Source organism: Pseudoxanthomonas helianthi (genome assembly GCF_017939625.1).
Taxonomy (GTDB): Bacteria; Pseudomonadota; Gammaproteobacteria; order Xanthomonadales; family Xanthomonadaceae; genus Pseudoxanthomonas_A; species Pseudoxanthomonas_A helianthi.
Window position 1 is genome coordinate 168,546 of sequence record NZ_JAGKTC010000003.1, and the last position, 13,885, is coordinate 182,430.

General features: G+C 67.3%; 9 protein-coding genes. 4 read left to right on the forward strand and 5 right to left on the reverse strand.

The window, feature by feature from the left end; all coding sequences use genetic code 11:
* Positions 1 to 8 precede the first annotated feature (8 nt).
* From J5837_RS12750 to J5837_RS12765, 4 genes are all read left to right on the forward strand, one after another.
* Positions 9 to 2,183: a formylglycine-generating enzyme family protein gene (locus J5837_RS12750; RefSeq protein WP_210537151.1), complete on the forward strand. Its 2,175-nt coding sequence runs from the start codon at positions 9 to 11 to the stop codon at positions 2,181 to 2,183.
* Entirely contained in the window at positions 2,180 to 5,002 is a 2,823-nt protein-coding gene (locus J5837_RS12755; protein ID WP_210537152.1) for a ThuA domain-containing protein, read from the forward strand. Before J5837_RS12750 ends, J5837_RS12755 begins: the two co-directional genes overlap by 4 nt.
* On the forward strand, positions 4,999 to 6,834 hold the full coding sequence (locus tag J5837_RS12760) for a glycoside hydrolase family 127 protein (RefSeq protein WP_210537153.1): 1,836 nt from the start codon (positions 4,999 to 5,001) through the stop codon (positions 6,832 to 6,834). The genes J5837_RS12755 and J5837_RS12760 overlap by 4 nt, the downstream gene beginning before the upstream one ends.
* Positions 6,835 to 6,947: 113 nt before the next feature.
* A complete protein-coding gene (locus tag J5837_RS12765) occupies positions 6,948 to 8,144 on the forward strand; it encodes a CaiB/BaiF CoA transferase family protein (protein WP_210537154.1) in 1,197 nt (398 codons plus the stop codon).
* Between the two features lie 77 nt (positions 8,145 to 8,221).
* Here the strand turns inward: J5837_RS12765 and J5837_RS12770 are convergent, their stop codons facing one another.
* The 5 genes from J5837_RS12770 to J5837_RS12790 all read right to left on the reverse strand — a co-directional run bounded on the left by J5837_RS12770 (position 8,222) and on the right by J5837_RS12790 (position 13,738).
* A complete protein-coding gene (locus tag J5837_RS12770; RefSeq protein WP_210537155.1) occupies positions 8,222 to 9,478 on the reverse strand; it encodes a dicarboxylate/amino acid:cation symporter in 1,257 nt (418 codons plus the stop codon).
* The gene (locus J5837_RS12775; protein WP_342345545.1) at positions 9,475 to 10,248 is read right to left on the reverse strand and encodes a L,D-transpeptidase family protein; all 774 of its coding nucleotides are present in this window, start codon (positions 10,246 to 10,248) and stop codon (positions 9,475 to 9,477) included. The genes J5837_RS12770 and J5837_RS12775 overlap by 4 nt, the downstream gene beginning before the upstream one ends.
* Positions 10,249 to 10,408: 160 nt before the next feature.
* Complete coding sequence (locus J5837_RS12780) at positions 10,409 to 11,254, reverse strand: MurR/RpiR family transcriptional regulator (protein WP_210537157.1); 846 nt, start codon at positions 11,252 to 11,254, stop codon at positions 10,409 to 10,411.
* A gap of 10 nt (positions 11,255 to 11,264) precedes the next feature.
* Positions 11,265 to 12,371, reverse strand: a complete 1,107-nt coding sequence (locus J5837_RS12785) for a dipeptide epimerase (protein ID WP_210537158.1) — start codon at positions 12,369 to 12,371, stop codon at positions 11,265 to 11,267.
* Positions 12,368 to 13,738, reverse strand: coding sequence for a C40 family peptidase (locus J5837_RS12790; protein WP_244755946.1), 1,371 nt, complete (start codon positions 13,736 to 13,738; stop codon positions 12,368 to 12,370). Before J5837_RS12790 ends, J5837_RS12785 begins: the two co-directional genes overlap by 4 nt.
* Positions 13,739 to 13,885: the final 147 nt, after the last annotated feature.

Here is a 13,885-nt window from a genome sequence, read left to right on the forward strand (position 1 = left end):
AATTCCCCATGAACGACTCGCCATCATCCTCCGAACCCGACGACGCGCCACGACGCCCGGCGAAGACCGAATACAAGTTCTCGCACGTCACCACCCAGCGTTACCTGCCCACGCCGGGCAAGGCGCCAGGCTGGCCGTTCGCCGAAATCGGCCACTGGAAGGTCGATCCCAACGCCAGCGCCGACGACTGGATCGCCGAACTGCGCGATTGGCGTCGCGAACACCTGACCCGGATCGGCTACGACGACGCCAACTACCGCCGCCCGGAATTGCAATGGGCGCAGCGCAACTTCGTCCATGCGCAGATGATGGTCGAGGACCGCTTCTTTCATGATCCGGACAGCGGCCGCTACACCGTCGACCGCTACCTCGATGATCTGGAAGCGCGCTTCGGCGGCATCGACAGCGTGCTGATCTGGTACGTGTACCCGAACATCGGCATCGACGACCGCAACCAGTTCGACCTGGCCGCCGACCTGCCGGGCGGACTGGAAGGATTGAAAGGTGCGGTGGACGACTTCCACCGTCGCGGCGTGCGCGTGTTCCTGCCGACCATGCCGTGGGACAACGGCACCCGCGAACAGGGCGAAGCCGATTGGCAGGCGATCGCGAAGATCGTCGCCGCGGTCGGCGCCGACGGCATCAACGGCGACACCTACAACGGCGTGCCGCGCGCATTCTTCGACGCTTGCGACGCGTTGGGCCGGCCGGCGGTGTTGCAGCCGGAATCGACGATCAGCGCCGAGGAACAGCTGGTCTGGAACGTGCAAAGCTGGGGCAAGAAGGCGCCGAACGAAGCGGTGCCGCCGGTGGCCAAGTTCAAGTGGCTGGAACCCCGCCACATGATCAACTACGAGAACCGCTGGGGCCGCGACCGCAACCACGATCTGCAGTACTGCTTCTTCAATGGCATCGGCTACAACGCCTGGGAGAACATCTGGGGGCTGTGGAACCAGTTCGTTCCGCGCGACGCCGAGTCGCTGCGCCGAATCGCCGCGATCTATCGCCGTTTCCCGACGTTGCCGACCAGCCGCGAATGGCGCCCGTACGAGAAGACCCTGCAGCGCGGGGTGTTCGCCAGCCGTTTCCCGGGGCAGGGCACGACCCTGTGGACCGTGGTCAACCGCAACGAGTACGCCGTGGAAGGCGAACAACTGGCGCTGCCGCAGGCGGCGGGCCGGCGCTGGTTCGATCTGTGGAACGGCGTCGAACTGGAGCCGCGCTTCGATGGTGGCCGCGCGGTGCTGGACTTCGCGCTGGAACCGCGCGGCTTCGGCGCGGTGCTCGCGCTGGATGAGGGCGCGAACGAAGCGCTCGACGATTTCCTTGCCGCGATGCGCGAGCGCGCGAAGACGCCGTTGCAGTCGCTATCGAGCGCGTGGCATTCGTTGCCGCAGACGCTGGTCGAAATCGCGCCGACCGCTCCGGTCGCTGCTGCGCCGGATGGCATGGTCACCGTACCGGCCGGGGAGTTCGAGTTCGTCGTTGGCGGCGTCGAGGTCGAAGGCCAGACCTGGGAAGGCAACGACGTGCAATACCCGTGGGAGCCGAACGCGCGGCGCTTCCACCGCAAACGCATGTCGATGCGCGCTTTCCACATCGACCGCCATCCGGTGACCAACGCGGAGTACCGGGCCTTCCTCGACGCCAGCGGCTACCGGCCGCGCGACGCGCACAACTTCCTGCGTCATTGGCGCGATGGTGCGCCCGTGCCGGGCAGCGAACGCCAGCCGGTGCGCTGGGTGTCGCTGGAGGACGCACGCGCCTACGCCGCGTGGGCCGGCAAGCGCCTGCCGCGCGAATGGGAGTGGCAATACGCCGCGCAGGGTGGCGATGGTCGCGCCTACCCGTGGGGCGACGCCTGGAACGACGGCGCAGTGCCTGCACCTTGTTACGAGCGCATCGCTTCGCCGCCCGACGATGTCGGATCGCATCCGCAAGGCGCCAGCCCGTTCGGGGTCGAGGATCTGGTCGGCCACGTCTGGCAATGGACCGACGAATACCTCGACGCGCACACCCGCGCCGCAGTGCTGCGCGGCGGCAGCCATTACCGTCCGCAGACGTCGCACTGGTATTTCCCGCAGGCGCTGCGCCTGGACGAGCACGGCAAATACCTGCTGATGGCGCCGTGCAAGGATCGTTCCGGCTGCGTCGGTTTCCGTTGCGTGGTGGATGCGGCGTGAGATTCCCGCGGGCGGCCACGTGGGCATGGGTGGCCGGCGTCCTGCTGGCAGCCGGCCTGTTGCTCTCCGCCTGCGAGCGGACGCCCCCGCGCAAGGTCGTGCTGATCGGCGGTGCCGACAGCGAGGGGGCGGGCAGCCACGACTACCCGCAAGGTATCCGCACCCTGCAGGCCTTGTTGCGGGACGATCCGGAAGCCCGCGGCCGCATTGAAGTCGCCGCATATCCGGACGGATGGCCGGGCGATCCACACGCTTTCGACGGCGCCAATGCGGTGGTCTGGTATTTCGATGGGCTGGACAAGCATCCCTTGCGCGATCCGGCGAAGCGGGCCGTGTTCGAAGCGTTGATGAAACGTGGCGTGGGCGTGGTCGCCTTGCACCAGGCTTCAACCGTGCTGCCCGACGACGACCTCGGCCTGCCGCGCTGGCTGGGCGGCGCGCGCGTCGGCATGTTCGACCGCACCACCGAGTGGGTCGAGCTCAAGCCGGCGGCGCATGCGGTCACGCAGGCGATCGGCGAGTTCGGATATCGCGACGAGTTCTATCCGACGTTCCGTTTCTCGACGCAAGGTGGCGCGCGTGCGCCGTTGCTGAAAGCCGTCCTGCATCCGCAGTTCCGCGACGGGCAGGCCGTGCTCGACGACAAGGCCGAAACCACCGAGGTCGCCTGGGCGTTCGAACGCGAGGGTGGCGGCCGCAGCGTCGTCTACAGCGGCGGCCACTTCCTTGCCGCGCTGGACGAACCGAGCGTGCGCCGCCTGTTGCGCAATGCGGTGTTTTGGACGGCCGGACTGGAAGTTCCGGACGACAAGCCTCTCGCCGCAGCACCTGCAACGGCAATGGCATCGAAGTCCGGTGATCTGCCGCGAGCGACTTTCCACGTCGATGCCGGCCGCAGCGGCTGGCGCCGCGACGAACGCGTGCTGACACCGGAAAAACTCGACGAACGCGAATTCGGCCTGGTCTGGGAATCGCCGCAGCTCGACGCCTTCGATGGCCAGCCGCCGCGCCTGTACGCCTCGCCGCTGTACATCGAGAAACTGGCGTTCACCCGCGGACCGTATCGCGGCGAAAGCCTGTCCGTGGTGATCGCCGCCAGCAGCAACGGCTACGTCTACGCGATCAACGCCGCGCGCCATGGCGACCTCGCGCCCGGGCGCATCCTCTGGCGCAAGCGTCTGGGCGAGCCATGCCGACTGCAGCCGGCGCCGCTGGACGGCGTGCCGACCGGCATCCTCGGCACGCCGATCGCCGATCCGGCCAGCAATCGCCTGTACGTGACCCATTGCGATCCGAAGCAACGCTGGCAGGCGTACGCGCTGGAGCTCGATAGCGGCGAGGTATTGCGTGGCTGGCCCGTGCGATTGGATGAAGCTACCTTCAACCGGTTCAACGCCAATGCCGGTCCCGAGGCCGTGCCGCCGAAGCGCAAGTTCGATTTCCGCGTGCAGCGCGGCGCGCTGAACCTGAGTCCCGACGGATCTCATCTGTACGTGGTGTTCGGCGAAACCGAAACCGGCTGGATCGCGTCGGTCGAGACGCGCGTCGCAAAAGTGGACAGCGCCTTCGCCGCCGTGGCGCTGCCCCACCGGGGCAGCGGCGGCATCTGGGGCGCAGGCGGACCGGCCGTGGACGGGCAGGGCAATGTGTACGTGGCCACAGGCAGCGGTTTCGACGGCTACAAGGAACAGGCGCACGACTGGACCCAGTCGGTACTGAAGCTGTCGCAGCCGGGCGCGAAGGGTTTCGTGCTGCAAGGCACCTACACGCCGTTCAACCATTGCACCACGGCGAAGAACGATATCGACCTCGGTTCGGGCGGCGTGCTGTTGCTGCCGGATGCGCAGGCCGGTGCATCGCCGCGCCTGCTGGCCGTCGGCGGCAAGCAGGGCAATCTGTATCTGCTGGATCGCGATCGGCTGCCGGGGAAGCTCGACCGACGCCCGGCGTGCAGCACGGATGCCTCCAGCGACGGTTCGCTGTTGCCGCCGCAAGTGCAGCCGCAATTCGGTACGCGCGGGCCGCTGAGCGTGTTCGGGCCGTATTCGGAAGAGGACGCGGCGCTCGATCTGGCGCGGGCGCGCTCGTTGCCGGCGGCGTTTCGCGATGAGCGTGGCGTCGACTACCTCTTCGCCACCGGCAACACCAAAGCGGCGCCGGGTTCATCGAAAAGCGTGCCGCCATCGGTGGTTCGCGTCCAAGTGGTGCGCGCTCCGGGACAACCGCCGTACCTGCGCATCGACCGCAGCAACCGCCGCCTGGTGCTGGGCAATCCCGGTTCGCCGGTGGTGACCAGCGATGGGCCGCGCAATGCCATCGTCTGGATCCTCGACGAAAACGCGCCGCGCTCGGCGCTGCTGGCCGGCGATGGGGCGCCGCGTCCGGTACTGTACGCGTTGGATGCGCATACGCTGGAGATGCTGTGGCGCAGCGCGCCGGGCGAATTGTTCACCAGCGGCAAGTACAACGAACCCGCGTTCGGCGGCGGTCAGGTGTTCGTCGGCACCGATCGCATCCAGGCCTTCGGCCAAGGCGGTCGGCGGCTGGCGAATCGTGAACAGGCGTCTTCGACCGCGCCGGGCAAGACGGCAGCCGAGGCGCCCGCCGTCGCCGCCAACCTCGACGCGGCGGCCATCTACCAGCAACGTTGCGCCATGTGCCACGACCATCCGCAAGGCAATATCCCGCCGAAGGCCGTACTGGCGACGCGTCCCCGCCAACGCATCATCGACGCGCTCGACCATGGCGCGATGCGCCTGCAGGCGCAGGGGCTCAGCAAGGAACAGATCGACGCGATGGCGAGGTATCTCAAGCAATGAATCCGGACCGTACCGAACTGGGCGGGGTGTTGGGCGAAGCGCTGGCGGCGAACCTGCGCGGTCGCCTGCTGCATTTCATCGTCGACGAGCACAGTCCGGCCATTGCGCTGTTCTCGCCGGAGCACCGTGCGGCCAACCTCGAAGGCGACTGGTACGGCGAGCACGCCGGCAAATGGTTGTACGCCGCGGCGAAGGCGGTGATGCGCAGCGATGATGCCGCGCTGGTCGCGCACCTGCGCCGCGTCGCCGATTACCTGGTGGCGGTGCAGGAACCCGATGGCTATCTCGGCACCTACGCGCCCTCTCGCCGCTTCATGGTTCCGCAACCGCCGAAACCGGTCAGCTGGGACGGAGCGCCTGCGCTGCGCACCTGGGACATGTGGACGCACAGCTACCTGGTCGTCGGCCTGGTCGAGACCTGGCGTGCGCTGGGCGAAGCGCGGCATCTCGAAGCCGCCGTGCGCATCGGCGACCTGTGCCTGCGCACGTTGCGCGCCGGCATCGACATCAATAGCCTCGGCAACCACCACGGCATGTCGGCGACGGTGTTGCTGGACGCCGCGGTGGAACTGCATTTCGCCAGCGGCGAACAGCGTTTCCTCGAATTGGCGCTGCTGGTGCTGGAGCAGATCGAGGCCAATCCGGCCTTGCGCCTGCTCGGCCGGGCGCTGGAAGGCGCCGACGCTTCGGAAATCGCCACCGGCAAGGCCTATCAGTTGCTCTGGAACCTGGTCGGCCTGGCCAAGCTGCATCGCGCCACCGGCAATCCGGAATACCTGACTGCGGTGGAGAAGTTGTGGCACAACATTCGCAACCACCACCTGACCCTGGGTGGCGGCCCATGGGGCGGGGTGGCCCACCGTTCGCGCGAAGTGTTCAATCCGGCGAACGTGTTCAGCCCGCAGGGCTACGTGGAAACCTGTTCGATCCTGGCCTGGTTGCAACTCAACCGCGAGCTGCTGCGCATCACTGGCGCCGCGCGCTACGCCGAGGAAATCGAACGCACCGCCTACAACGACCTGCTCGGCGCGGCCGCGCCCGACGGCGAGGATTGGTGCTACTACTCCTTCCCCAACGGCAAGCGCGTGCACACCACCTACTGGCGTTGCTGCAAATCCAGCGGCGCGATGGCGCTGGAGGAATTGCCCGACCTGGCTTACAGCGGTACGACCGGCGGCTTGCGCATCAACCTGCTGGGTCCGGGTTCGGCGAAGTTGCTGATGCCGGTGGCCGGCGAAGTGGTGCTGACCCAGGCCACGAACTATCCGTTCGACGGCGCCGTGGACATCCGTGTCGAACCGGAACGCGCTACCCGTTTCGCCATCGAGATCCGCATCCCGTCGTGGGCACGCGATGCCAGTGCCGAAGTCGATGGCCAGCCTGTCGGTGCGGTCGTCGCCGGCGAATGGCTGCGCATCGTGCGTGTATGGCGCCCTGGCGACCGCATCCGCCTGCGCCTGCCGATGGCACCGACGCTGCACTTCCGCAGCAACCGCAACGTGCAGGAATCGCGCGCGCCCGATGGCAGCGAGGTGAAGCAGCAGGTGCTGCGCTTCGACTACGTCGCCTTGAGTCGTGGTCCGCTGGCCTATGCGACGGGCTTGATCGACGGATTCAAGTTCGAGGAGACGATCCGGCTTCCGGAGCTGCCGCCCCCGCAATGGCTGCGCGAAGAGGGCGATCCGGCGACGGGCGAGGGCGTTCGCATCGAGATGGCGCTGGACTATCGCGCGCCGCTGGCATTCGTGCCGTATTACCGTGCCGGGGGCCGCGAGGACGGCGCATGGCGCCTGACCTGGCTGTCGCTGGCGCCCGGCGAAAGGGCCTGTTAGGGCGATCGCAAGAATTTCTGGAGGCAGAACATATGCCGCACGCCTGTTTCGGGCCGCACCCGTCGCCCACACTCGTCGCATAGAACGGACAGGATTCGAAGGATCAGCCGTCCATGAAGCACTCATCGCCATTCGACCTGGCCCGGCGCGAGGGCCCGCAGGGCCCGCTGAGCGGGATCAAGGTGCTGGACCTCAGCGCCTACATCGCCGGCCCCTACGGCTGCACGCTGCTGGCCGACCAGGGCGCCAGCGTGATCAAGGTGGAGCCGCCCGACGGCGACAACCTGCGCCAGTATCCTTCGACCTTGCAGGCGGAAAGCCGCGCCTTCATGGGCGTGAACCGCAGCAAGCTGGGCATCCGCCTGGACCTGAAGAGCGCCGAAGGCCTGAACGCGCTGCTGCGCCTGGTGCGCGAAGCCGACGTGCTGGTGCATAACTTCCGCCCGGCGGTGCCGCGCCGCCTCGGCATCGATTTCGACCGCCTGACCGCGATCAATCCGCGGCTGGTCTACTGCGCCGTGACCGGCTATGGCGAAACCGGGCCGATGAAGGACAAGGCCGGTTACGACCAGGTGCTGCAGACCATGACCGGCATCTGCGCGCTGCAAGGCAAGCGCGGTGGTCCGCCGGAAATCGTCTACGGCTCGGTTGTCGACTACTACGCCGCGGCGTTGCTGGCCGCCGGCGTGTCCTCCGCGCTGTACGAACGCGAGCGCAGCGGCGTGGGCCAGTACGTCGGTATCTCCCTGCTGCGCAGCGCGCTGACCATGCAGTCGGCCCGGCTGATCTGGGCCGAGGGCGAATCGCTCGACATCGGCCGCGACATGCGTTCGGGTGGAGTCACCGGCATCCATCCGGCCCGCGACGGCTACCTGTACATCTCGGCCAACACGCCGCGCTTCTGGCAGGCGCTGTGCGACAAGACCGGCCTGCAGGCGCTGGCGGCGAATCCGCGCTACGACAGCGTGCGCAAGCGCGCCGAACACGCGGCGGAAATCATTCCGCTGCTGCACGACGCGCTGGCCGCGCACGATGCACTGGAATGGGAAGCGATCTTCGGCGACGAAGTGCCGTGCGCGGCGGCGCGCAAGGTCGAGGACATGTTCACCCATCCGCAGGTGCTGTCCGAAGGCATCATCACCCGCATCGACCACCCGGTGCTGGGCAGTTACCACGGCGTCGCCCAGCCGATCAAATTCGGACGCACGCCGGGACCGGAGCCCTTCGCTTCGCCGGTATTCGATCAGGACACGGCGGACGTGCTCGAAGCCGTCGCGGACCCATCCGAAGCGCAGGTCCGCAAAGCGTAGGAAACCAGTAGGAGCGCACTTCAGTGCGCGACCGGGAGTTCCGTCGCGCACTGAAGTGCGCTCCTACAGAAGCGTCGTCAATCCACGGGATCGGCTTCAGCGGCCGCTTCGTCGCGCGTCTGTCGCGCCACCACCGCGGTCGCGGTCATGTCGCCAGTGACATTGCCGACCGTCGCCAGCACATCGGGGATCGCATCCACCGCCATCAGCACCGCCAACGGCGCGATCGGCAAGCCCATCGCCTGGCTGACCGGAACGTTGGTGGCCAGGAAGATCGCCTGGCCGGGCAGGCCGACCGAGCCCATGCTGACCAATACAGCGAGAACCACGCCGGTCGCCAATTGCGCCGGGCCCAGTTCGACGCCCATCGCCCAGGCGACGAAGCAGGCGGTGGCCAGGTACTGGATCGGCGAAGTGATGCGAAACAGCGATACCGCCATCGGCAGCACCAGTCCCGACACCCGCTGGGAAAAACCGAGTCGCTGCTGCGCGCTGTCGAGCATCGCCGGCAACGTCGCCAGCGAGGACTGCGTGCTGGCAGCCACCGCCTGCACCGGCACCAGCCCGGAGATGAAACGCCCCGGCGACTGGCGACCGAAAGCGATGCCAACGCCGATCAGCAGCACCACGGCCAGCGCGTAGAGCGCGCACTCCAGCGCGATGTAGATGCCCAGCGCCTGCAGCATGCCCAGCCCCGCGCGTGCGGTGAGCGCCAGCACCAGGGCGAAAATGCCTACCGGCGCCGCCCACAACACCCAGCGCACGACCACGATCATCGCGTCGGCGATCGCCTTGAAGAAACCGACCACCTGCGCGCGCGCCGGCGGCTCCAGCCGGGTCAGGGCGAAACCGAAGAACAGGGCGAAGGTCACCAGCGGCAGCATTGCGCCGGCGGCTGCGGCGGCCACCGCGTTGCTCGGCACGATCGCGATCAGTGCGGAAGCCCAGCCGCCGCCATTCGTCGCCTGCACCTCTGCCTCGTGTCCGCGCAGGGCAGCGGCGACCGCGGGATCCGGCTGCAGCATCGACAACACCAGTGGCGCCAGCACCGCGGTCATCGCCGCGGCCGCGAACAGCAGCACGACGAAGGTGACGATCGCGCGCCGGGCGACCCGGCCCGAATGCGCGGCGTCGCTGGTCTGGTTGATGCCGACGATCACCAGCGCCAGCACCAGCGGCACCACGGTCATCTGCAGCGCGTTGAGCCAGAGCTTGCCGAACGGCTCCACGATGTCGGCGACCTGCCGGGCCAGCGCCGGATCCATCCACGCCAGCAGGATGCCAAGGACGATGCCGGCGATCAGGCCGGTCAGTACGCGTGCGGTCTGGCTCAAAGGGCGATCTCCGGCAATTTCCAGGCGTGGACGAGGCGTGCGTATTCGGCCTTCGGCAGTTGCACGAACACCGGATGGCGCCGCGCATCCAGCCAGGCCAACAGGTCTTCCATGCTGGCCGGCGCCATTGCGGTGCAGCCCGAGGTGGTTTCGCCGGGCGCCTTCCACAAATGCGCGAAGATGCAGCTGCCGCCCTGGCGGACCGCGCCATCGGCATTGTGTTCGATCACGAAGCCCTCGCGATAGCGCTGGTCGCCGTCGGCATGCAGGTCGCGGCGCATCGGTTCGCTGGACTTGTCCAGCCCCGGCGCCTTGACCACGCTGCGGTCGACGATGCGGTTGTAGTACGCCGATTCGGGCACGTCGATGCACCAGTCGTTCGTGCCCATCGCCTTGTAGTCGAGCCCGGTGCGGGCGCTGGCGGCATAGCCGAACGCAGGGCCGATGGCGAACACGCCGGCCGGGGACTTGCCATCGCCTTCGCGCTTGACCGGCCCATCGTTGCGCGGCGCGTTCAACCCGATGCCCCAGGCCGTACCGGTGCGGCCCAGCGTGATCGGCATCGCGTCGCCGACCTGGGTCCAGCCGTTGTCGCCGCGCTCGAACCTGCGCAGTTCGCCGTTGGTGGCGTTCCAGTCGGCGCTGGTCACCAGCACGAGTTGCTGTGCATTCGACCAACGCATGGCTTCATCGGCGTAGCCCTTTGGCTTGTGTGCGCAGGCGGCCAACGTGAGCAATAGCAGGAAGGTCGCGATTTGGCGAATCGACATCAATGGGTTCCCGGAAGGCTGAGTATTCTGGATTCCAAGCATGCACGAGTTGCGACGCGGTTGCTCGTCATCCCGGCGAAAGCCGGGACCCAGCCTTTGCGCCAGGAGCTGGGTCCCGGCTTTCGCCGGGATGACGAACTGAAACCAATGCGAGCCGCGATCACGACTCTAGCAACGGCTGGATGCGTTCCTGGTTTTCCTGCAGCCGCGAGCGGCGTCCGCCATCGGCTTCGTACAGGCGGATGAGCACGCGGTCGAGCAGGTGCTGCAAGGCGGAGTGATAGAGCAGCGGTTCGATGTGCGGGTGTTCGTCGTGCGCGGACACCAGCAAGGCCAGGTCGGCCAGCGCGCGCAAGGCGTTGGAACTGTGGCGGGTGACCGTGACCACTTTGCCGCGCTGCGAACGCATGTGCCGCGCCAGCTGGCACAGCGCGGGCTGCATGCCGTGTTCGGAAAACACCAGCAACACATCGTCGGCCCGGGCCGCGGACAGGCTGGCGGTCATGTGCGCGGCATCGAAGTTGTGCACGGTGAGGATGCCGAGCTGGGCCAGCCGCAAGGCCAGCGCACGCGCATGCAGGTCGTCTTCGCCCAGGCCGATGATGAACACCGTGCCTGCGCGGCCGATCATTTCGGCAGTCTGGGTCAGGATACCCGGCGGGTTGATCAGGCGGGTGGCTTCTTCGGCCTCGGATTTACGCACCCATAGCTTGTAGCCTTGGGTACTCGAGAGGGGTTTCCTCGCCGGCTTGGCTACCGTTCCATCGCCATTGTCCGCGCGGATCACCGCTTCGCTGATCGCCAGCTTGAGGTCGGGATAGCCCTTGAAACCCAGCTTCTGGCAGAACTTGACCACGCTGGACTGGCTGATGTCCAGCGCATCGGCCAGCTGCTGCGACGAGTAGTCGCGCAGCAGATGCGCGTTCTCGAGGATGAAATCGGCGATGCGCCGCTCGATCGCCGACATCCGGTCGCGTTCGGAGCGGATCTTGACCAGCGCGGTCATCGTCGGCGCCTCAGGCGGCGAGCTCGGCCGCGGGGGCGAGGCCGTCGATGCTGCGGATGCCCAGGCCCGGGGCGTCGGTCACGCTGATCTCCGATTCGTTGAAGATCACGCCGCTGGCCACCGGGTCGAACTGGCACAGCGAAGGCCCGTCCAGGTCGACCTTGCTGATCACGTCGGACCGGGCCACCGCCAGGTGCACTGCCGCGGCGACGCCGATGCTGGATTCCAGCATGCAGCCGATCATGCAGTCGATGCCGTACAGGCTGCAGATGTCGGCGATACGCACCGCGTTGGAAATGCCGCCGGTCTTCATCAGCTTGATGTTGACGATGTCGGCCGCGCGCATGCGGATCAGCTCGACGACTTCGCGCGGACCGAACACGCTTTCGTCGGCCATCACCGGCGTGTGCACGCGTTCGGTGACGTAACGCAGGCCGGCCAGGTCGTGCGCCTTGACCGGCTGTTCGACCAGCTCCAGCCGCACCCCGGCGTCTTCCAGCGTGCGCAGCGCGTACACCGCCTGCTTGGCGGTCCAGCCCTGGTTGGCGTCCAGCCGCAGCAGCGCGCGGCCCTCGACCGCGGCGTGGATCGCTTTGGTGCGCTCGATGTCCAGCCCGATGTCCTTGCCGACCTTGATCTTCAGCGATTCGAAGCCGCGCTCCACTGCCGCCAGCGAGTCGGCCACCATCTTGTCGATGTAATCGACGCTGATGGTGATGTCGGTGGTGATGGCAGGGTCGCCGCCGCCCAGTAGCTTGTACAACGGCGCGCCGTACAGCTGCCCCCACAGGTCGTATACCGCGATTTCCACCGCGGCCTTGGCGCTGGTGTTCTTCTCCATCGCCGATTGCACCAGCTGGGTGATGCGGTTGAGGTTGGCGATGTCCAGGCCGATCAGGCGCGGGGCGATGTAATGGCGCACGGCTTCGACGATCGAGCCGTGGGTATCGCCGGTGATGACTGCGGTGGCCGGCGCGCTGCCATAACCGACGTGGCCGCTGTCGGTGTGCACCGTCACCACCACGTCCTCGACCCGGTCCACGGTGCGCAGCGCGGTCTTGAACGGCGTCTTCAGAGGCACGCGCAGCATGCCGAAACGGATGTCGGTGATCTTCATGGAGAATCCTTGGCCACCCGCACGATATTGGTGATGCGATCCACGTAGTCGTTGTCCTTGTTGAAGCGAAGCGGCAGCAGCGGCGTGACCGAAACCGCGTTCAAGTGCATCGAACGCATTTCCCCGTCCGCACCGAGGAAGCTGCCGCCATTGGTATCGTGGATGACATAGGGCATGCCGTCGATATTCCCGATATACATCATGACATGACCGGGAATGTAGACCAGGTCGCCCACCTGCATCGCCCGCACCGCCGCCATGCGCTTGTCGCGGCTGTCGCCGGGCTCGAAATGGGTCCGCGTGAACACCGGGCTGATCGCCTGCGCGCTGGTGTTGCGCGGCATCTGCACGCCCATGCTGCGGTAGACGTCCGAGACGAAGCCGCTGCAGTCGCGGCCGTTGTAGGAATGACCCCAGCCGTAGCGTTCGCCCAGGAACTTGAAGGCTTGGCGGAGGATGTTGGCATGGGTCAGCGGCAGGTAGTCGGCGCTGCTTTCGGCATTCTTCTGCAACAGGGCAGGCGCGAAGCCGAGGCGGCCGTCGCCGTCGCGCACCGGCAGGTCGAGGACCCACGAACTGTACGGGTGCTGCCCGTTGACCGGCTTGTCCGCCGCGACGTTCGCCAGCGGCACGCGCGTGCCCATGTCCAACTGCAGTTCCGAGACGCGCGGTGCTTCGCGGGTGAACACCGTGCGCGGCTTGGCGCCGGTGACGATCCGGTACGGCATGCGTTGCGAATACGCGAGCACGGTCGCCTTGTCGCCTTCGGCGATAGCCTTGGCTTCCACCCAAGCGGCGTAGCGCGGGCTGACCACGAACAACCACTGCCCGTCGGCACTGGCGTGCGCGATGACGACCGGGTCGCCCGGGAACAGCGCGCTTTCCTGGAAGCGGTCGATGTCGGTGTCGTCGTCGCGGCTGAAGACGCGCAGCAGGGTGGGGAAGGTGCGCAGTGCTGCGCGTTCGACCGCCATGCCGTAGCGCGTCGGCTGGTTCGCCGGAATGGCATCGATGGCGCGGTTGGCGACGATGGCATCAAGGGTTGCCTTCGGCACTGGCTTGCCGGCTTCGTCCCACAGCGGCTTCGCGGGCGGCGAGGCCAATCCGTCGATCCAGCCGGCGACCTGCGCGCGCGGCAGCATCGCGGGCAGGGCCGACAGGTCGTGCATCGAAGCGTCGTCGCGCAGCAGTCGTGCGTTGCGGGCGTCGATGGCGGCACGCGGCATCAGTACCTTGTCGGGCGCCGATAACTTCGACACCCAGAACTCAGGCGCAAGGTAGGCATCGGTAACCCCGATGACGCCGCTTTCCGGCACCGGCAACTGCGTTGCCGGGCGGTCGCGTGCCACGGTGGGCGCGACGGCCATGGCAAGCGCCAAAGTGACCGCGGCAGTGAGCCCAAGCCGCAGGTGGCGCGTGACGATCATCCCTTCTCCTTTCTGGAATCTGGCAACGCCGGACGGCAAGGCCGTGGGCGGTGCGATTGGTGCGTTGCGGAATAGGTAATTCGCATT